The 19,337-nt window shown below is 38.5% G+C and carries 16 protein-coding genes; 10 read left to right on the top strand and 6 right to left on the bottom strand.

Annotated elements, in window-relative coordinates; all coding sequences use genetic code 11:
- The 5 genes from AC1RRY_RS14650 (at position 1) to AC1RRY_RS14630 (ending at position 7,408) form a co-directional block, all read left to right on the top strand.
- Positions 1-1,623, top strand: coding sequence for an Ig-like domain-containing domain (locus AC1RRY_RS14650; protein ID WP_492819506.1), 1,623 nt, complete (start codon positions 1-3; stop codon positions 1,621-1,623).
- Between the two features lie 548 nt (positions 1,624-2,171).
- On the top strand, positions 2,172-3,971 hold the full coding sequence (locus AC1RRY_RS14645; protein WP_492819508.1) for a tetratricopeptide repeat protein: 1,800 nt from the start codon (positions 2,172-2,174) through the stop codon (positions 3,969-3,971).
- Positions 3,972-4,145: 174 nt separating this feature from the next.
- Complete coding sequence (locus AC1RRY_RS14640) at positions 4,146-5,375, top strand: M48 family metalloprotease (protein WP_492819510.1); 1,230 nt, start codon at positions 4,146-4,148, stop codon at positions 5,373-5,375.
- Positions 5,376-5,530: 155 nt separating this feature from the next.
- Positions 5,531-6,373 (top strand): acetyl-CoA carboxylase, carboxyltransferase subunit beta, encoded by an 843-nt coding sequence (gene accD, locus AC1RRY_RS14635; RefSeq protein WP_492819512.1) that lies wholly within the window; start codon positions 5,531-5,533, stop codon positions 6,371-6,373.
- 57 nt (positions 6,374-6,430) lie between these two features.
- Positions 6,431-7,408 carry a radical SAM protein gene (locus AC1RRY_RS14630; RefSeq protein ID WP_492819514.1) on the top strand — a complete coding sequence of 326 codons (978 nt, stop codon included), beginning with the start codon at positions 6,431-6,433 and terminating at the stop codon, positions 7,406-7,408.
- A gap of 7 nt (positions 7,409-7,415) precedes the next feature.
- Here the strand turns inward: AC1RRY_RS14630 and AC1RRY_RS14625 are convergent, their stop codons facing one another.
- Positions 7,416-7,700, bottom strand: a complete 285-nt coding sequence (locus tag AC1RRY_RS14625) for a putative quinol monooxygenase (protein WP_492819516.1) — start codon at positions 7,698-7,700, stop codon at positions 7,416-7,418.
- 183 nt (positions 7,701-7,883) lie between these two features.
- On the opposite strand from AC1RRY_RS14625, the gene AC1RRY_RS14620 reads away from it, so the two are divergent.
- From AC1RRY_RS14620 to fbaA, 3 genes are all read left to right on the top strand, one after another.
- Positions 7,884-8,558 carry an SGNH/GDSL hydrolase family protein gene (locus tag AC1RRY_RS14620; RefSeq protein WP_492819518.1) on the top strand — a complete coding sequence of 225 codons (675 nt, stop codon included), beginning with the start codon at positions 7,884-7,886 and terminating at the stop codon, positions 8,556-8,558.
- Positions 8,559-8,598: 40 nt separating this feature from the next.
- Positions 8,599-9,516, top strand: a complete 918-nt coding sequence (locus AC1RRY_RS14615; protein ID WP_492819520.1) for a polysaccharide deacetylase family protein — start codon at positions 8,599-8,601, stop codon at positions 9,514-9,516.
- Between the two features lie 179 nt (positions 9,517-9,695).
- On the top strand, positions 9,696-10,778 hold the full coding sequence (fbaA, locus tag AC1RRY_RS14610; protein WP_492819522.1) for a class II fructose-bisphosphate aldolase: 1,083 nt from the start codon (positions 9,696-9,698) through the stop codon (positions 10,776-10,778).
- A 60-nt stretch (positions 10,779-10,838) separates the two neighbouring features.
- On the opposite strand, the gene AC1RRY_RS14605 is transcribed toward fbaA, so the two are convergent.
- Positions 10,839-11,642 carry a Rossmann-like and DUF2520 domain-containing protein gene (locus tag AC1RRY_RS14605; RefSeq protein ID WP_492887644.1) on the bottom strand — a complete coding sequence of 268 codons (804 nt, stop codon included), beginning with the start codon at positions 11,640-11,642 and terminating at the stop codon, positions 10,839-10,841.
- 599 nt (positions 11,643-12,241) lie between these two features.
- Here AC1RRY_RS14605 and hemE point away from each other — a divergent pair.
- Entirely contained in the window at positions 12,242-13,267 is a 1,026-nt protein-coding gene (hemE, locus tag AC1RRY_RS14600; RefSeq protein WP_492819524.1) for a uroporphyrinogen decarboxylase, read from the top strand.
- 184 nt (positions 13,268-13,451) lie between these two features.
- On the opposite strand, the gene AC1RRY_RS14595 is transcribed toward hemE, so the two are convergent.
- The 4 genes from AC1RRY_RS14595 to AC1RRY_RS14580 form a co-directional block, all read right to left on the bottom strand.
- Positions 13,452-14,759, bottom strand: coding sequence for an energy transducer TonB (locus tag AC1RRY_RS14595; protein WP_492819526.1), 1,308 nt, complete (start codon positions 14,757-14,759; stop codon positions 13,452-13,454).
- On the bottom strand, positions 14,752-15,333 hold the full coding sequence (locus AC1RRY_RS14590; RefSeq protein WP_492819528.1) for an RNA polymerase sigma factor: 582 nt from the start codon (positions 15,331-15,333) through the stop codon (positions 14,752-14,754). Before AC1RRY_RS14590 ends, AC1RRY_RS14595 begins: the two co-directional genes overlap by 8 nt.
- A gap of 108 nt (positions 15,334-15,441) precedes the next feature.
- Positions 15,442-16,278, bottom strand: a complete 837-nt coding sequence (locus AC1RRY_RS14585) for a hypothetical protein (RefSeq protein ID WP_492819530.1) — start codon at positions 16,276-16,278, stop codon at positions 15,442-15,444.
- Positions 16,279-16,385: 107 nt separating this feature from the next.
- The gene (locus AC1RRY_RS14580) at positions 16,386-17,168 is read right to left on the bottom strand and encodes an enoyl-CoA hydratase/isomerase family protein (RefSeq protein ID WP_492819532.1); all 783 of its coding nucleotides are present in this window, start codon (positions 17,166-17,168) and stop codon (positions 16,386-16,388) included.
- A gap of 172 nt (positions 17,169-17,340) precedes the next feature.
- Here AC1RRY_RS14580 and AC1RRY_RS14575 point away from each other — a divergent pair, with 172 nt between their 5' ends.
- Positions 17,341-19,329, top strand: a complete 1,989-nt coding sequence (locus AC1RRY_RS14575) for a KUP/HAK/KT family potassium transporter (RefSeq protein WP_492819534.1) — start codon at positions 17,341-17,343, stop codon at positions 19,327-19,329.
- The last annotated feature ends 8 nt before the right edge of the window (positions 19,330-19,337 follow it).

Below are 19,337 nucleotides of genomic sequence, written 5' to 3'. Positions count from 1 at the left end.
ATGCTAAATAAAAATCTTAATAAAATAATAGTAACACTGATCAGTAGTAATTTTCTATTTGGTTGCGCACAGTTTGTTCCACCAACAGGAGGGAAGAAAGACGAAAATCCCCCCAAACTAAGCCAGTCTGTTCCTCAAAACAAGCAGACAAATTTTAAAGGAAAACAGATAGAATTATACTTTGACGAATTGATTGATGTAACTTCTCTACGTCAGGAATTAATTATTACGCCCGAAATAGAAGGTTATTATGATGTAAAGCCCAAAGCAAATAGTGTAGTGCTTAAATTCGACAAACCCTTTAAAGATAGCACCACTTATACTTTCAATTTTAAAAGAGGTATTAAAGACCTAAATGAAAGAAACGAAGCCCGCAATCTGAAGATAGCTTTCAGCACCGGGGCAAAGATAGATTCATTAGAGTTGCTGGGTAATGTCAAAAACCTTTTTACTAATCAACCTATACTGGATGCGCAGGTTTCTTTATATGAAGTTCAGGACTCTCTCAACCTCAAAAAAACAAAGCCCAACTACTTCACAAAAACCGATTCAAGCGGAGATTTTAAATTCGAAAACCTTAAAAAAGGGAGATATCGTTTGTATGCATTTACCGATAAAAACAGTAATTTAAGATACGACAACAAATCTGAATTAATTGCCTTTGTAAAAGATACCATTAAGCTGGACTCTAATATAGCTGATATCAATATGTCTTTATACATGGCTAATAATGACAAACCAAAAAACCAGAAGACTTTACAAAGGGCTGAAGACTTTACGATAATTTATGATAAAAGTATCAAGTATTACAGCGTATCGTTTGTCAATCCGATTGACAGTATTCCATATTCAGCTCAAAGAAACGAACTCAGATTTTATAATATTCCGCTTAAAACTGACACTGTAAAAGTAAACATTACTGTGCGCGACTCTGCAGATAATGAGTTATCTCATTTACAAAAAATAAAATTCAGAGACCAGGAGAAAAAAAGAAAAGAAAAAGGAGAAAACTTTACCTTCGAAGTTGACCCTAAAGCTAAAATTCCGGTAGAAAAAAATCTTACTTATGAACTTTACTTTGATACACCCATTAGCAAAACTGATCTAAGCAAAATTCATATTCTAAGCGATACTATCAAAAATGAACCTCTTGACGAAAAGTCGTTGTCGTGGAACATATACAAAACACAACTGACAATAAATAAAGAAGTAACCGCTACAAGAGAAATAAAATCGATTTTCGATACCGGGGCATTTATAAGTATCAGGGGCGATTCAAGCAAGAAAGTACTTATGCTGAACCCTATTCTTAAACCTGAAGATTATGGAATTATTGAAGGGATTATTACGGGCAATGAAGATAATAAAATCGTGCAATTGGTAGATGAAAACTATAAAATAGAGGCAGAGCAGAAAACAAAAGATAAGTTCTACTTTATCAACGTAAAACCAGGTGCCTACCTGATACGCATTATAGCAGATAAAAACAATAATGGCCAGTGGGACTATGGCAATGTTGAAAAAGACATTGAATCAGAAAAAGTTTACTTCTCTACAGAGGTAATACGGGTAAAAGCCAACTTTGAACTAAGAGACATAAAAGTTGATATTTCTGATAAATAATTCTGATATTAGACATTATCAAAGGGAGTGGAGAATATATTCTTCACTTTTTTTTTGTATAAAATCAATGCAATCATATAACTAAATATTTAGTTATATGATTGCAAATCAGTCCATTTTCATCAAAAAAACTAGTATTTCTGTGGATAAGACTGTGGAAACCATATTGATAGTGTAGGCAATACAAAGGTTATCAGTGTGGGTAATACAAGAGGGAAAGTGGGAAGAAAAAATTCATTGTGGAATACGCCTAAAAGTATCTCATTTTCCTCAATTCACACCTGGTGGATTAACGTGGAAACATCATGTTGATTATTATATCCGCTTTAACAATAAACCTTCGCTTCCAAATGTATATAAGTTCTGTCTAAGCTGATTATCAATAAAATAAGTGTGGAATAACAAAATAAATCTGTGGAAAAACTGATTATTAAAATGAATAGTTGGATAAGCATTTTCCACAGATTATATTTATTCACATTTCCACAAGCCTAACAGTTAATAACAACAATAAAATACTTTTTTACTTTTATTTTTTTCCGGAAAACATGAAGCGGTTTATTTTAGTTTTTGTGATGATGTCAATCGGAATAAGCCTGCGTGCTCAGGATATTGAATTGGCCAATGAATATTTCAAGCAAGGGGAATATGAAAAAGCCAAAGATATTTATGTGAAACTGGCGCGGGATAAAAATGCAGTGAGAGTAATCCATACAAATTACATTCAAACATTATATAAATTAAAAGACTGGGACGAGGCCGAAAAATTCCTGAAAAAGCAGATTAAAGCCAACGAAATGTTTATAAGTTACCGGGCCGATTATGCGATGCTTTTGGAGCTGACCGGTAAAATGGAAGAATCTCAAAAAGAATTCAATAGTTTGATTGATCTGGCTGCTCGGGCCGATGGTACGCTATATGAACTACAGGATTTTCTGTATAAAAACAGTAAAACCGAACAGGTGATACAGTTATTAAAAAAAGCCAGAGAATTATCGAAAGATGAGAATAAATACTCCATTTTCTTTGCAAGAGCCTATCTCTACAATGGACAGAAAGAGCCCATGATAGACGAAATGTTAAAATATGGCTTAACAGAAGGAAATACGGATTATGTAAAAGCGACGTTTCAGGATAATCTGAAAACTGAACCGGAAATAGAAATGCTCGAGAAGGTGCTTTACAGCAAGGTACAGCGGTTTCCGAACGAGCAATACTACGTTGATATGCTTATATGGCATTTAGTGCAGCAGAAAGAGTTTAACAAGGCTTTTGTACAGACAAGAGCGCTTGACAGAAGATTTAAACTCGAAGGGCAAAAAGTATTCGAATTGGCACAGATGACTTTAATAAACAGAGATTTCAAAAATGCCATTCAGATGTACGAGTATTTGATGAAAGAATATCCGCAAGGTCAGTTTTATCCATACGCCCGGCGATACTCCATATATTGCAAGGAAGAAGTAATTAAAACCACTTATCCGGTTGATTTATTACAGATAAGAGGGCTTATCAAAGATTATCAGAGTTTGTTTGCCGATTTGGGTCAGAATCAAAAAACCATGGAGGCCATGCGTAATACAGCGCAGCTCTATGCTTTTTATCTGAACGAAAGAGATACAGCCATTGTAGTACTTGAAAAAGCCATCAGCATTGCCGGTGGTGATGTTGGTTTCAGAGATAAGTGTAAAATGGATCTGGGTGATATTTATATACTGAAAAATGAACCCTGGGAGGCAACCTTGTTGTATTCACAGGTAGAAAAATCGCAAAAAGAAGACTTTCTTGGACAGGAAGCTAAACTGAGAAATGCCAAATTACACTACTACAGCGGTGATTTTGATTTGTCAAAAGAGATTCTTGATATATTAAAAAAAGCAACTACGCGTGAAATTGCCAACGATGCCATGCAGTTAAGTTTGCTCATTCAGGACAATATTGGACTAGATACTACCGAAGCGGCCATGAAAGAATACGCTTCTATTGATTTATTGCTTTTTCAGAATCGGAATCAGGAAGCGATAGTAGCACTAGAAAATGCGTTTCAGAAATACAGAAACCATACATTGGCAGATGAGATTCTTTGGTTGAGAGCCAATACTTATCTGAAAATTAATCAACCAAATAAAGCACTTGATGATCTGGAACTGTTGAGAAAAAATTACAATTATGATATTCTGGCCGATGATGCCCTGTATCTTGAAGCTAAAATATATCAGGAAAAATTCGGTCAGAAAGATAAAGCCATGGAGTTGTACCGCGAAATACTTCAGAATTTTCCAGGGAGTATATACAGCGCCGATGCCAGAAAAAGATTCAGAATTCTAAGGGGTGATGCAATAAACTGATGTTTTTTACATTAATAGATTAAATAAGTCTCATAATGCCATTTATGAGACTTATTTTTTTGAATAGTACTAACATAACCCCTACCTGACTATTGAATAGACCTCTCCCCATTATTCTTCAAATAAGCTAAACAATAATTAACCATGAAATTCAGGTTATTAACATTGTCCACAATGTTATACACATCATGTTCTTTTGTAAATGCACAGGATAACGAGGTCAAAACCTTAGGTTATAATTACTACGGACAACGGATAAACGAAAAAGCCATTTGTAACATGGTGAGCTTTCGATCGAAAGAAGTAGCAGAGAAAGCAGTAGAGGAGATTGTGCGCAGAAGTGGATTAAAACGGAATTTTTATGTGATGGAATGCCCTAACACCGATAACTGTTTTGCCGCAGTAAACGGACAAACCCGCATTATTGTCTACGATGGGGCATTTATGAAAAAAGCAAACGATATTTCTAAATCTGACTGGGGAGCATTGAGCATTCTGGCACATGAAATAGGGCATCATCTGCAAGGCCATACCATTATTGAAGGCGGAAGCGATCCTCAAAAAGAGCTGGAAGCAGATGAATTTTCCGGATTTGTGATGTATCAGATGGGAGCTTCGTTAAAGGAAGCTCAGGCAGCTATCAGCAGATTAACTTCAGACTATGATGGGGGGACACATCCGCCAAGAGGCCGTCGGTTAGCAGCTATTGAAAGAGGATATAAAAACGCACAGGATTTGTATCCGAATGTGAAGAAAAACGATGGAGCAACGATTACTAACGTGCCAAACAGGCAATCATCGGAAGAAATCAATACGCGCCAGCCAGCCACTTTACCTGAAATCAGGCGCCCGGGGGTTGTGATTGTGGATAATGTGGATAAAAATGTGAATAAACCCACAGACCCCATCAGAAAAACGGGAGAAAACAGGAGTGATACGCCTGAAATAGCCAAACTTGAACCGCGAACTGTGGATAACTCATCAACAATTGTTAAAAATCCAGCATGTATTGAGGGTGACTGCGCCAATGGCTTTGGTAAAATGATCAATATTAAAACATTGGAAAGATACGAAGGCGAATGGAGTGACGGGAAAAGACAGGGTAGGGGGATGGAGTACTATTCAGATGGAGAAAAGAAATACATTGGCAATTTTCTGAATGGTAAATACCATGGTTACGGAACATTTTATTACAAAAATGGCGATAAGTATGTTGGTAAGTATAAGTCGGGTCTGATGAATGACGAGCGCGGCTTTTTTATTTACAACAATAACATCCGTTTGGTTGTTAAAGTAGAAAACAATAAAAGAACAGGTAAAGCAGTGCGTTTATTTCCGGATGGTCGCAGAGAGCTGACCTATTTCATTAACGATTTGGAAAGAAAAGCCTATTTAGGCAATTAGTATAGTTTTTTTGATCAGATTACAGCGGTCTGGTACTGCCATTATCAGCTTTTTTTATCAGATAAATAAGTTGATACATAAAAAATTAAGAAGAAAGCTTTAAATCAAAACCTAAGATTATTTACCTTTGACCCCTCAAAACGAATTTTTCTGATATGTCTTGGTTTAAGCGAACTGTCAAAGGGATTCAGACACCAACCGAAATGAAGCGCGAAGCTCCTGACGGATTGTGGTATCAATGTCCGAATTGTAAGAAAGTAATGCATACGCGTGAGCACAAAAACAATGCTTTTACATGTATCCATTGTAACTACCACGAAAAAATTGGCTCGGAGGCCTATTTCAATATATTATTTGACGAAGGTGTTTATACAGAATTAGATGCTAATTTGCGTTCAGGTGACCCGCTCCATTTTGTAGATACGAAACCCTATCCGGATAGAATCCGTTCGACCGAAAAGAAATCAGGTTTAAAAGATGCAGCACGCACGGCACATGGAAAGATGGCCGGCTCTGATATTGTAATTACCTGTATGGACTTTGGTTTTATAGGGGGCTCGATGGGCTCGGTTGTAGGTGAAAAAATAGCCAGGGCTATAGAATATGCCCAGAAACATAAGATACCATTTCTGATGATTTCGCGCTCTGGTGGAGCCAGAATGATGGAGGCAGGTTTCTCTTTGATGCAGATGGCAAAAACATCTGCGCGTTTAGCACAGTTGGCAGAGGCAGGTATTCCATATATTTCGCTTTTGACAGATCCGACAACCGGAGGTGTAACCGCTTCTTATGCCATGTTGGGCGATTTCAATATATCAGAGCCCCAGGCACTTATTGGGTTTGCGGGTCCACGTGTTATTAAAGAAACCATAGGCAAAGAATTACCGAAGGGCTTTCAGACTGCCGAGTTTGTTTTGGACCACGGATTTCTTGACTTTATAGTCGATAGAAAAGATTTAAAAGATAAGCTGGCAAGCTTATTGAAGATGCTTGCTTAATCTGTTGTAGGGTAAAATCATACTTATCACCCACCACAAAACTAAGTTTTAGATAGTATGAGACTTATCAAGCATCCTGTATTGTGTAATTACTACATTACATATCGATGTAATGCTACCTGTAGTTTTTGCGACATATGGGAGAAGCCCTCCCCATATATCACCATTCAGAATTTCAAAGAAAACCTGAGAGACCTTAAAAAATTAGGGGTAAAGGTTATTGATTTTACAGGTGGTGAACCTCTACTGCATCGCGAACTGGATATTTTGTTATCAGAAGCCAAAAGTGCCGGAATGATAACCACAGTAACAACCAATTGTTTGCTGTATCCGAAATACGCCGAGCGGTTAAGAGGAAAAATAGACATGCTTCACTTTTCACTGGATTCGCCAGACGAAGAAGAACATAACCAATCGAGAGGGGTTAAGTGTTTCGATAAAATAATGGAATCTATTGAAATTGCGAAGTCGATCGGAGAAAGACCCGACATACTCTTTACAGTTTTTGAGCAAAATGTAGAAAAAATTGAGCGTGTGTGGAAAGAGATTACCTTACCCAATAATCTGGTACTGATACTCAATCCGGTTTTTGATTATAATGCAGTAGAAACGGGTGGAAGTCTTTCAGAAGAAACCCTTAAAAAACTTTTGTGGTGGGGCAAACAAAAAAATGTGTACCTGAATGAAGCCTTTATAAGCCTTCGCCAGAATGGGGGCAATCATATAGATAATCCCGTTTGCAAAGCGGCATCAACCACACTCGTAATATCTCCCGAAAACAAACTGGTGTTGCCTTGTTATCATTTAGGCACCGAAAATTTTACGATAGAAAACAATCTGTACGAATTGTACCAATCTGCAGCCGTGCAGGAAATTGTTGCAATGGAAGGAAAACTGAAAGAATGTGAAGGGTGCGTAATCAATTGTTACATGCAGCCCTCATTTGCTGTAGAAATCAACAAATACTTCTGGAAAGCCCTACCCAGTACTCTCAAATACAACTATATCAAGAGTACCTGGAAACAACTGATTTAAGATTTTTTTATACTTTAGATAAGAAAAACAACTCTGCCGGCGACTCTAGCAAATCTTCAGCTCTGGCAGAAAACTCTGCGATATGTACATTAGCCAGATGGTTTTCCAGACTTTCTTTGTCTGTCCAGTTTTCATAAAAGAAAAACATTTTAGGGTTGTCGTTGCTTTGGTGTAGCACATAATCAATACAGCCGGCTTCTTCCAAAGTTGGCGCTACCAAAGCAAACAGAGAGCTTTTGGCTTCTTCAATTTTTTCTTCTTTTACCAGAATCTTGGCTATTACAGTAAGCATATCAATAAGATGTTGATGAGAAACAAAACCGTATCAAAAATAGAAATTTTATTTTTTGAAAGAAGTGTTTTTTTTACACAAATTAAAAAATAACCAGGCAATTAATCCGGCCTTTGACAATACCACCAAAAAGACTAATTTTAGCCGCATAAAAATAGTGTAACCGATTCAACCCTCAAATAAATGAAAAACTCTCTGAAATTTCTCTCTCTATTTTTTCTGTCAATAGTAATGTTTTCAATGAAACAGGATAAACCAACCAAAGTGATTTTCTTTGGTGACTCTATAACCCAGGCGGGCATTGGCCCCGGAGGTTATATCACAAAAATGAAAGAATCTCTTGAAAAACAGGGTATCAAAAGCAAGTATCAGCTGATAGGCGCAGGCATTGGCGGAAACAAAGTTTATGATTTATTTCTGCGTATGGAAGAAGATGTACTGGCACAAAACCCTGATGTTGTAATTATCTATATAGGGGTAAACGACGTATGGCACAAAACAAGCCATGGTACAGGAACCGATGCTGATAAATTTACAGGTTTCTATAATGCCATCATCAAAAAACTGCAATCGAAAGGCATCAAAGTTATTTGCTGTACACCGGCAGTAATCGGTGAGCGCACCGACAGCAGCAATCCGCAGGATGGAGACCTTAACTATTATTCAGGATTAATCAGGAATATTGCCTCTAAATATGATTGTCCGCTGATAGATTTAAGAAAGGAATTTTTAAGCTATAACCTGAAAAATAATCCTCAAAACAAAGAGTCGGGTATATTGACAACCGACAGAGTGCATCTGAATGACACCGGAAACCAGTTCGTAGCCGACTTGATGATGAAAACCATCTTAAAATAAAAAAAAATTCGGGGCGCATTCGCGCCCCTTTTCTGTTATTATGAAAAAGATCATTACTTTATTCGTCTTTCTATGTTTGGAACGTGCCCATGCGCAGAAGCAAATTGCCATCACAATTGATGATTTGCCGTTTGTAGGCGAGAAGTCACTTAAACATGCGCAGGAGTCAACCGATAAGCTGTTACAAAAAATCAGAAAAAATAATATCCAGGCAGTGGGTTTTGTGAATGAAACAATGGCGCTGAAAATCGGCGAAATTGATGCCAGAGTAGCACTGCTGGAAAAATGGCTGGAGAGCGGCAATTTGTTGGGGAATCATACGTTTTCCCACCCGTCGCTTACCAATACCTCACTCGAGGATTTTACGGCCGATCTATTGAAGGGAGAAATCATAACTACCAGGCTCAACAAAAAGTATAATCATAATAAAAAGTATTTCCGCTATCCGTTTTTGCATGTAGGAGCCGATAGTGCGAAGCGATATGGTTTCGAAAAGGTATTGAAAGACCACGAGTACATCAATGCTCCGGTTACTATTGAAGCCGACGACTGGTATTACAACAAGGTTTATATGGACGCCATGAAAGCCGGAAACCAAAAATTAATGAAAGATGTTGCAGAGAAGTACATTAAGCATAATATAGAATATTTTGAGTACTACGAAAAATATACTCAGGAAGTAATCGGCCGGCCTATCAGGCATATTTTTCTTTGCCATGCAAACGCACTGAATGCAGATTATTTTGACGAATTGTGCAAGGTAATGACCGACAGGGGATACACTTTCATCACGCTTGACGAAGCACTGAAAGATGAAGTGTATAAACACCCGGACACAGTTCTCGTAAAAGGCGGATTTTCATGGTTGCACAGATGGAGAATAACAGATAAGAAAAAAACGAACCTGAAAGAAGTAGAGATTCAGGCCGATATCAAGGCGTTATATGAAGGGAAATGAGACTTTTTCTGTATTCATGGGCTTTAATTATACGAAGGATGCAACAGCCGGAAAGTAAAGTTTTCACTGTTTTCTGCAACTAATTTTTCAAAAATATCTAATTTGCATAAAATTTATAATAGGCTTCATCTACATATTTATAATAACATTTTTTCTCTTTAAAATTCAAAAAACGTAACATGAGTCAATCTTTGATTAAGCCGGGCGTAGTTTCAGGTGAAGCACTTGCTGCTTTATTGCGCCATGCCAACGAAAACGATTATGCCCTACCGGCGGTCAATGTTGTGGGAACAAACTCAGTAAACGGTGTGATGGAGGCTGCAAAAGCAGTGAATTCGCCGGTTATTATTCAGTTCTCAAATGGTGGTGCATCTTTCTATGCAGGAAAATCTCTTCCAAATAAAAATCAGGAAGCCGCTATTGCCGGAGCAACTTCAGGAGCTATACATGTACACCAGATTGCCGAAATGTATGGTATTCCGGTGGTTTTACATACCGATCACTGTGCGAAGAAATTATTGCCGTGGTTAGACGGTTTGTTAGATGCAGGAGAAAAATATTTCGACCAACATGGAAAACCACTATTCGGTTCTCATATGATTGACCTGTCGGAAGAACCTATTGAAGAAAACATTGAAATATGTGTGAAATATTTTGAGCGTATGGCCAAATTAGGCATGACACTCGAAATTGAGCTAGGTGTAACAGGTGGAGAAGAAGATGGCGTGGATAACTCGGATGTTGACAGCTCAAAGCTATATACCCAACCATCAGAGGTGGCATATGCTTATGAAGAACTAAAGAAAGTGTCTCCGAACTTCACTGTTGCAGCCGCATTCGGAAACGTTCACGGAGTATATAAACCGGGTAATGTAAAGTTACAGCCAATTATTCTGAAAAACTCTCAGGATTATATCAAGGAAAAATTCGGCACAGGAGATTTACCTGTCAACTTCGTATTCCATGGTGGTTCTGGTTCTTCACGTGAAGAAATCAGAGAAGCTATTAAATACGGTGCGGTAAAAATGAACATTGATACTGATGTACAATGGTCAACATGGGAAGGAATCCTGAAATATTACAAAGACAAAGAAGGATATCTGCAGGCTCAGTTAGGAAACCCTGAAGGAGCAGACTCTCCGAACAAGAAATACTATGACCCACGTGTATGGCTTCGCAAAGGCGAAGAAAGCATGATAAGCCGTCTGAAAATAGCTTTCGAAGACTTGGATTGTATCAATCGTTGCGAAGGGCTGTATTAATCAGTTACAGGGGTTCATTTTTAAATCATCAGTCTGTTTGCAGGCTGATGATTTTCTTTTTCAGGAATGCCATTTGCGAATACTGTCGCTTAATATTTCATATATTTCGAACAAATCCGGCTGGTCATTCAGGTACATCAGGTGGTTATGGATAGTTGATTTATCTCCACGCACGGCTGGCCCGGTTTGTACATCGGCCGGATGTTCCGCCAATAGCGCTTTCTGAAAAGTTTCTTTGATCAGAGGTTTAAGTAAATCAAACTCCAGGTTTTCTTCAGAGGTAATCTCCTTGGCCAGTGCCAGCAAATGATTGGTGAAATTGCAGGCAAAAACAGCAGCCACATGCAAAACCTTCCTTTCTCTGGAGCTAATAAGATAAACCGTGTTACTCATGCTTTGCGCCAATGTGACCAACTGTTTTTCAGCAGCGGGTTCGTCTGCCTCAATACAAAAAGGCACCTCTTTCATTTGCATTCTCTTCTGAATACTGAAAGTCATTAAAGGATAAAATACACCACATCTGACAGGTAAATCATGATGAGCATTTAGCAGACTTTGCAGATCTGCCAGACTTTTTGTTCCTGAAGTATGCGCCAGAATAGCGTTTTCCGGTAAGACCAGCATTGAACAAACTTCGGCAATGGCATCGTCAGAAACAGCAAGTATAAAAACTTCAGCTTTACTTTCAGAAAAATCGAGATCTGTTTTAGGCACCGCTTGATAGAGCATAGAAGAAAGTGCCTTTGCTTTGGCCTGCTTTCGGCTGAACACCTCACATATCTGGTTGTGATGATCTTCTAAAGCAATACTTAAATGCCAGGCTACATTTCCTGCACCAATCATAGAAATCTTCATCTTGTGTATTCGAATTTGTTAATATAAATGCTGTTTACAAAAATCAGGAAAAAACGGCTTTATAGTTTTATAATTAACAAAAAATATGTGTTTTTTTAGAGGAAAGAGCAGTTTATATAGCCTATTAGCAAATAAAAACCATCTGAATAGGGTGGAGAATGCATAAAAACTTTTAAGGCATGAAGAGGTGGGATAAATACCTCGGACAAAAAAAGAGGTAAAAATATTGGCGTAACCAAAATAACTTTTTATTTTTAAGAAACTTTCGGATTTAGTAAATCAGAATTAGTGCAGAAAATAAGCATCAGAACGCAATACACAGGCATACGGAACCCGTAAAATAATGTGAGCCTGAAAAAAATATAGAGAACTTTATTAAGAAGTTCGAGCCCGGTTTTCGAAGGAAAACAAGGTGAAAGAGTAAGTTCCTGAAAGAAAAAAATTTTACACCGTTAACTGCTGTAAAATAATTAGAATCACAAACACCTAGTAGAATTACAACGACTTTCAGGTTAACTGACCGCCATGAGGATTGCCCTCATGGCTTTTTTTATATAAATATGACTGCCACCCCGAGCAGTACTTTTTGTTTTTTTTATCTTTGCGACATGAAATTACAAAACGATTTACTTTTACGTGCAGCCAAAGGGGAGCATGTAGAGCGTGTACCTGTCTGGATGATGCGCCAGGCGGGTAGAATTCTACCTGAATATCGTGCCGTAAGAGCACAGGCGGGGAGTTTTATAAAGTTAGCTACAACACCGGAATTAGCGGCAGAGGTAACGATTCAACCGGTTGATATACTGAAAACGGATGCAGCCATTATTTTTTCGGATATTCTGGTAGTGCCCGAAGCCATGGGGCTACCCTATGAAATGATAGAAGCGCGTGGTCCGGTTTTCCCGAAAGTAATACAATCAAAAAAAGATATTGATGACCTTAAGGTAAGTGAACCCGAGACAGACCTGGGGTATGTACTGGAAGCGATTGATATAGTAAAAAAAGAGCTCAACGGGCGGGTTCCTCTGATTGGCTTTGCCGGAGCGCCGTTTACCATCTTTTGCTATATGATAGAAGGCCGCGGCTCAAAGACATTCTCGACTGCAAAAAAGATGCTCTACTCTCAGCCCAAACTAGCCCATCTGCTGCTTCAAAAGATAACCGACAGTACCATTGCATACCTAAAAGCACAAGCGCGCCACGGGGCCGATTTGGTGCAGATTTTCGATTCATGGGCGGGCATCTTGTCGCCGGATCAATACCGGGTGTTCTCATTACCCTATATAGCACAGATTTGCGATGCTATTAATGAAGTTCCGGTAACCGTTTTTGCCAAGGGAGCCTTTTTTGCCCGTAAGGAAATGTCGAAACTGAGCTGTTCGGTTGTGGGTATTGACTGGAATATGGATATTAAAGAATCAAGAAAAATGATGCCGGATAAAACATTACAGGGCAATTTGGATCCTTGTGTTTTATATGCATCATTTAAGGAAATCGAGAAACATACCAAAAAAATGCTGAAGGCATTCGGAACACAGCGATACATCGCCAATCTGGGGCATGGAGTATACCCGGATACTGACCCTGAAAAAGTGAAGTGTTTCTTTGAAACCGTAAAGGCATATACAGTATAAACGAAAAGAAGCCGCCTCAAACATTAATTGAGGCGGCTTCTTTGTTTTATTAACCTGATGTAGGAGTTTGGTTTTTCAAATGTCAGGAGCTTTATGAGTAAGTATGCAGAGAGTCAGACCAGAGGAACAAAATAACGGCTTTTTGAAACAACGCTTTGTTTATACCCTAACTGACAACGTATTTCTATCGGAATCGGACAACTACCTGTTTTGAGCCAGATATGGGGGTTTCATCTTTTGTTGCCGGAAACCATTCCGGGCCCTCTTTTATTAATCGGATGGCCTCTTCATCATAACCGGAACCCAGACTTCTGATAATAGAAAAATCGGATAATTCGCCCTTCTCGCTTACTTTGAAACCAACCACTACTCGCCCTTTAGTTCCAGATTTCAGCAGACCATTCGGCACTTTTATATTTTCTTTCAGATATAGTTCAAATGCTTCCCAGCCGTATTCGGGCTTTGCAGGACTGGCTTTTTTTTCAAATATAATTTCATTAGGGCTGTTTACAGAAATTTTTGGCTTATTCTGTAAGTCTATGGTTTGTTTGCTGTATATCACCGTGCCAGATTCAACACTTTTTAATGGTATTTCCATCTGGGGAAGCAAAAGACTGTTAAATACAATGATGTCTCCTCTTCTGGCGCCTTTCAAATTGAACAGGCCCTCGTCATCGGTTTTTACACCCGTAATTTTACCCCTTATATGAACCGTTACTTCTTTTATGGGTTCGTGGTCTTCATCCAATACTTTAGCAGTTATAGTAGCCGTACCCAATCTGGATTCTCCAATTTTCGGGAGGGTATAATCTATTAATTCATCCTTTTCTATATTAGCTTTGCTGTCTCCCGCAGTTGGACTCGCCGATGGTGTCGATGGCAAACCCTCTGCTATTTTTTCTCTCCGGGTATTTTTTGTTTCTTCTATAATCGTCTCAACGCCCTTTCCAGCGAACTCTGTTGCCTCCTGGCTCTTATGCGTGGTTGACGTTGTTTTGGGTAAATCTTGCTGTTTGTTTTTTATTGTGTTCTTTTTTCTTTCCTCAGGGCTTATTGTTGATTCCGTTAATGTCGGTTCCTGTATGTTATCGTGCGGGCTTTCTTGTTTTATTAAAGCCGAAACCTGTGTTTTTTCTGCCGGGTCTTTCATCCAATAATATACTCCTACAAAAGCAATTAGCAAGGCGGCAGCTATCCCTGTTGGCAACCACTGTCTTGTAACTTTTGAGCCCGGGTTTCGGCTTATTACAGATTTTCCGACTCTTTGCCGAAGTCTGGCTGTTAAATCTTCCGTATTTTTTTGTGTAGCTATTGTGTCTTCTTTGAATTTTTTGAATCCCTCTGAGGCATCTGCATAGAACGGCTGTTCGAGCAGAATTTTTTCTACCCGATTCATTTCCTGAAACGTCATTTCACCGGCCTCGTATCGTTTTAAATCTTCGGCCGTAAGAGTTTTTTGTTTCAAAAGTGTTCTTTTAGTCTGCTTAGCCATTATTTGTTTTTTCTATGCAGATTTTCAAATTCCGCTTACCATTCTGAATATGACTCTTTACTTTATTCAACTCAAAACCTGTGTGTTCGGCTATTTCATTATAGCATTTACTCTGGATATAGAACATTTCTACACAGCTTTTTTGCTCAATTCCCAGTTTTTCTATGCACGCTTCTAGTTTTTGCAAATCAGTTTCTAAATCCGTGCTTTCATCTGTTTGATGCACCAGGTCTACTTTTTCCATAAAGCCATCTTCCAAAACTTCCAAACTTCCGACTTTTATCTTCTTTTCTCGCAGTTGCATCAGGCAATAATTACGTGCCACACTGTGTAGCCAGCTTTTAAAATTACTTATCTGATGTTTTTTCAGATCCTGAATCAATTGCTCAAAAATCTCCATTGTGGCATCTTTGCTTTCTCCCTCATCGCGCAGGTATTTATAGCAAACCGCAAAGACCATTTCCATGTGTTTTTCATACAATTCTCCGAGCAAATTCAAATCCCCGCTTGTCTGATACGCCGTGAGATACTCGGCATCAGTGCGGGGATTCGATTTTCTCTTGAAAAAATGCATGTGGTTTCTTTTGAGAGTTTATCGGGTGAATTTAATCTTTTTCAAATCGTATCAAAATAATCGATTTAAACAGACAATAAAAAAACCCTGATTTCTCAGGGCCTTTTATTATTGTTTGCATTTATAGGTATAAATTTCTTCTTTTTCCTGTGGAGCTTCTTTTCCTAAGGTAGTTGTAATCTTTATTTTGGACGGATATCCTTCTGCGGTATATTCATATTTATAAGAGGCCTTAACTTCTTCCTCTTCAAATAGTGAAGTCCACTTACTGCTTACAACATTATTTGCATTGAATAATGTTGTAAGGTTCTCACCAAAAAGAACACCCAATATTGTATGTACTAGATATGCTTTTGAAAGATTCGCGTTACTATAGACATTCGGCTTATCGTCAAAACTTGTGTTTTCCAATACTTTAACTTTTACACCCTGAGCGCCAACAGATATACTCTTTATGTTATTTTTTGAATCATATTCGAAAAATGTACTTGCGCCTTCTTCTTCTTCAGAAACATAAGTGATTTTTTCAACCTGACCTTTTGCATTGGTTGTGTAGATATATTCCGAAGGGCCATCCTCTTGTGCTGGTCCCATGCTATTATATGTTGCTTTAGCAATGTTCCCTTTAGTATCATACGTGTATTTTATATTTTCATCAAACCCGAAATCTGAACTAATTGTCATTTTTGTCAAACGATTTTGTGAATCATATTCAAATCGGGTACTGTCTTTTCCTTGTATTTGGGCTACAAGCAAATTTTTGTCGTTATACATAAACTTAGTGACAATCTCTTTTCCCTCTTCAGTGTATTTAAACTCGTCGACATAGCACTTGATTGTTTTAGCGCCATCAGGATTAACAAGAGTGCCACCGCCTTCTTCACAAGATAAAAGAGCAAAAGTTGAAGACACTGCTACAGCAATAAGCAGGAATGTTTTTTTCATTTGGGGTCGTGTTTAATTTTTTGATAATAGTCTGCAAAAATAGAAAAAAATACGCGATTCACTGAAAATATCCGAACACGAAAAGTGTTCTTTTTTTCATTGGGTTCTTATTTACCTCTAAATGCAGGCTTTCTTTTTTGCAAAAAAGACATTACTCCCTCTGCAAAGTCGTGCGTCTTGCCCAGTAAGTCCTGATTGACAGCCTCTTGTTCAAGTATTTCGTCAAGGGTACTGTCAAATGTTTGATTCAGCACTTTTTTCATTAGTCCTATTGATCTTGTCGCGGCTGTTTTATAAAAAGAGGTCAGTTCATTTACTGCATCATCTAGGTTTTCATAAGGTACGGCTTTACTCACCAAACCCATAGCTTGGGCTTCGTCCATATATACTTTGCGTCCTGTGCTGCATAGTTCAAAGGTTTTTTGCATGCCGATGATACGTGGCAGAAAAAACATTGAGCCGGCATCGGGCATTAAACCTATTCCTACAAACAATTCACTCAGGTATGCTTCTTCATTGGCTAGTATGATGTCGCAGGCCAGTGCTAACGACATACCAGCTCCGGCAGCAACGCCATTCAGGCGACATATAACCGGTTTTTCAGCATTGCGGATAGCCCGAATCATTGGGTTATAATTTTCTCTTAACGAATCTCCCAAAGGAGCCGGCCCATTTTCGAGTCCTGCCTTTAAATCAGCGCCGGAGCAAAAGGCTTTGTTGCCTGCTCCGGTTAAAATAATTGCTCTTATCTCGTCGTTATCTGCCGCTGTTTCTACCGCTTTTGTTATTTCATTTATAAGAGGCGAATTCAGTGCGTTATATACCTGAGGCCGGTTCAGCGTAATGGTTGCTATATTCTCTGAAACCTCATAAATTATATTTTCATACATAATTGATAATCAAGATTTTATTATTTTATAAAATTAATCTGCTCTAAAAATTGTTATATTATATACACAAAAACGACAACTAATGTGACTTCTCAAAACATTTTCATTTAATTTTTATCGGAATTCACATTGAAGCGATATATTTGCGAACTTTTTTTAATTTTTCTCCAAAATGGAAGTGAATCAACCGTTAAGCGGTAATGGTAGTGGCCACCACCACCACAATCTTGACAAAATCTCTGTTGCCGGATTTCTCATTGCATTAGGTATTGTTTTTGGTGACATTGGAACATCTCCTCTTTATGTTTTAAAAGCCATTGCAGGTACCGAAAAAATCAATGAAGAAATCATTTTCGGGGCCTTATCCTGTGTTTTCTGGACACTCACGCTTCAAACTACTTTTAAATATGTATTCCTTGTTTTAAGAGCCGATAACAGGGGAGAGGGGGGTATTTTCTCTTTATATACACTCGTGAGGCGCCATGCCAAATGGTTAACAATCCCGGCTATTATCGGGGGCAGTACCATGCTGGCCGATAGTGTTATCACACCACCAATCTCTGTATCATCAGCCGTTGAAGGTCTTACCAAGATATATCCTGATATACAGACCGTTCCTATTGTTATTGCCATTTTATCTGTTTTGTTTCTGGTTCAGGCTCTGGGTACCAATGTTGTGGGTAGGGCGTTCGGGCCAATCATGCTGGTTTGGTTTATTATGCTCGGCATTTTCGGTTTTCTGAATATTGCCAAAGACCTGAACGTACTTAAGGCTGTTAATCCTGTTTACGGGCTTCGGCTTCTGACACACCATCCGGGTGGGTTCTTTTTACTTGGCTCTGTTTTTCTGTGTACCACCGGAGCAGAAGCGTTATATTCAGACATGGGCCATGTGGGCCGGGCCAATATCCGCATTATGTGGATATTTGTTAAAATCTGCCTGTTGCTCAACTATTTCGGGCAGGGGGTGTATGTAATGCAATTGAAAGGTCAAACGATTGATACCCGCAATCCGTTCTACGATATTATGCCGGAGTGGTTTTTGCCTTTTGGTATTGTTATAGCCACCATGGCAGCCATTATTGCCAGCCAGGCCATGCTTACGGGGGTGTTCACCCTGATTTCAGAAGCCATTCGACTGAATTTATGGCCTAAAATAAAAATCAACTTCCCGTCAGATCAGAAAGGACAAATCTACGTACCAAGCCTGAATATACTGCTTTACATCGGGTGTGTGGGAGTAGTCTTATACTTTCAGAAATCATCTTTGATGGAGGCCGCATACGGCCTGGCCATTGTACTGACCATGATGATGACCACGTTCCTTTTCAGTTATTATTTGTACGCTAAAAAGGTAAATATGTGGCTGGTTCTTATCTATTTCTGTTTATTCATATTTATCGAAGCCTGTTTTTTAATTGCCAATCTGCAGAAATTTACTCACGGTGGCTGGGTGTCAATGCTTATTGCTGTTATCATGATTTCAATTATGTATATCTGGCTGAGTGCCTCTAAAATCAAGGCGCGTTTGACAGAATATGAAAAACTTGATAAATACATTGACTCGTTAAAAGAATTAAGCAATGACATTACCGTTCCAAAATATGCCACTCACCTGGTATTTTTAAGTAATGCCTCGCGTGCATCTGAGATTGAGAATAAAATTATCTATTCTATTTTCCAGAAACGACCTAAACGGGCCGATGTATATTGGTTTGTGCATGTGGATACGCTCGACGACCCATATACAATGGAATATAAGGTAAAAGCAATTGCTCCTGACGATGTGTACAAGGTGAATTTCCGCTTAGGTTTCAGAGTTCCCAATAAAATAAATCTATACTTTAAAAAAGTATTGGAAGATATGGTGAAGTGCGGAGAAGTTGATATCAGAAGCCGCTATGAGTCATTAAATAAACACAATGTAATTGGCGATTTCCGTTTTGTGGTTCTTGAGAAATTTCTTTCTTATGATAATCAGCTGTCTTTCTTTGAAAATATGATAATGAAAGCCTATTTCTTCATTAAAGAATTTACGCCGTCAGAAGATAAGTGGTTTGGCTTGGATAGTAGCTCTGTTAAAGTAGAGAAAGTTCCTTTGGTGATTCGACAGGCCGAAAACATTAACCTGAAACGGGTTCCGTGGCAGGCAAATAATTGATTATACAT

This window comes from Emticicia sp. GW821-FHT11C11, from assembly GCF_058808615.1.
The sequence above is the reverse complement of the archived record's forward strand: the minus strand, read 5'-3'. Positions and strand labels throughout refer to the sequence as shown.

Bases quoted from the DNA above. Each gene is read 5' to 3' on its own strand.
- accD (WP_492819512.1), top strand. From the start codon at position 5,531: ATGTCTTGGTTTAAGCGAACTGTCAAAGGGATTCAGACACCAACCGAA.
- AC1RRY_RS14625 (WP_492819516.1), bottom strand. From the start codon at position 7,700: ATGCTTACTGTAATAGCCAAGATTCTGGTAAAAGAAGAAAAAATTGAA.
- AC1RRY_RS14620 (WP_492819518.1), top strand. From the start codon at position 7,884: ATGAAAAACTCTCTGAAATTTCTCTCTCTATTTTTTCTGTCAATAGTA.
- AC1RRY_RS14640 (WP_492819510.1), top strand. From the start codon at position 4,146: ATGTTATACACATCATGTTCTTTTGTAAATGCACAGGATAACGAGGTC.
- AC1RRY_RS14615 (WP_492819520.1), top strand. From the start codon at position 8,599: ATGAAAAAGATCATTACTTTATTCGTCTTTCTATGTTTGGAACGTGCC.
- AC1RRY_RS14575 (WP_492819534.1), top strand. From the start codon at position 17,341: ATGGAAGTGAATCAACCGTTAAGCGGTAATGGTAGTGGCCACCACCAC.
- AC1RRY_RS14595 (WP_492819526.1), bottom strand. From the start codon at position 14,759: ATGGCTAAGCAGACTAAAAGAACACTTTTGAAACAAAAAACTCTTACG.
- AC1RRY_RS14585 (WP_492819530.1), bottom strand. From the start codon at position 16,278: ATGAAAAAAACATTCCTGCTTATTGCTGTAGCAGTGTCTTCAACTTTT.
- AC1RRY_RS14580 (WP_492819532.1), bottom strand. From the start codon at position 17,168: ATGTATGAAAATATAATTTATGAGGTTTCAGAGAATATAGCAACCATT.
- hemE (WP_492819524.1), top strand. From the start codon at position 12,242: ATGAAATTACAAAACGATTTACTTTTACGTGCAGCCAAAGGGGAGCAT.
- AC1RRY_RS14590 (WP_492819528.1), bottom strand. From the start codon at position 15,333: ATGCATTTTTTCAAGAGAAAATCGAATCCCCGCACTGATGCCGAGTAT.
- AC1RRY_RS14645 (WP_492819508.1), top strand. From the start codon at position 2,172: ATGAAGCGGTTTATTTTAGTTTTTGTGATGATGTCAATCGGAATAAGC.
- AC1RRY_RS14630 (WP_492819514.1), top strand. From the start codon at position 6,431: ATGAGACTTATCAAGCATCCTGTATTGTGTAATTACTACATTACATAT.
- AC1RRY_RS14650 (WP_492819506.1), top strand. From the start codon at position 1: ATGCTAAATAAAAATCTTAATAAAATAATAGTAACACTGATCAGTAGT.
- fbaA (WP_492819522.1), top strand. From the start codon at position 9,696: ATGAGTCAATCTTTGATTAAGCCGGGCGTAGTTTCAGGTGAAGCACTT.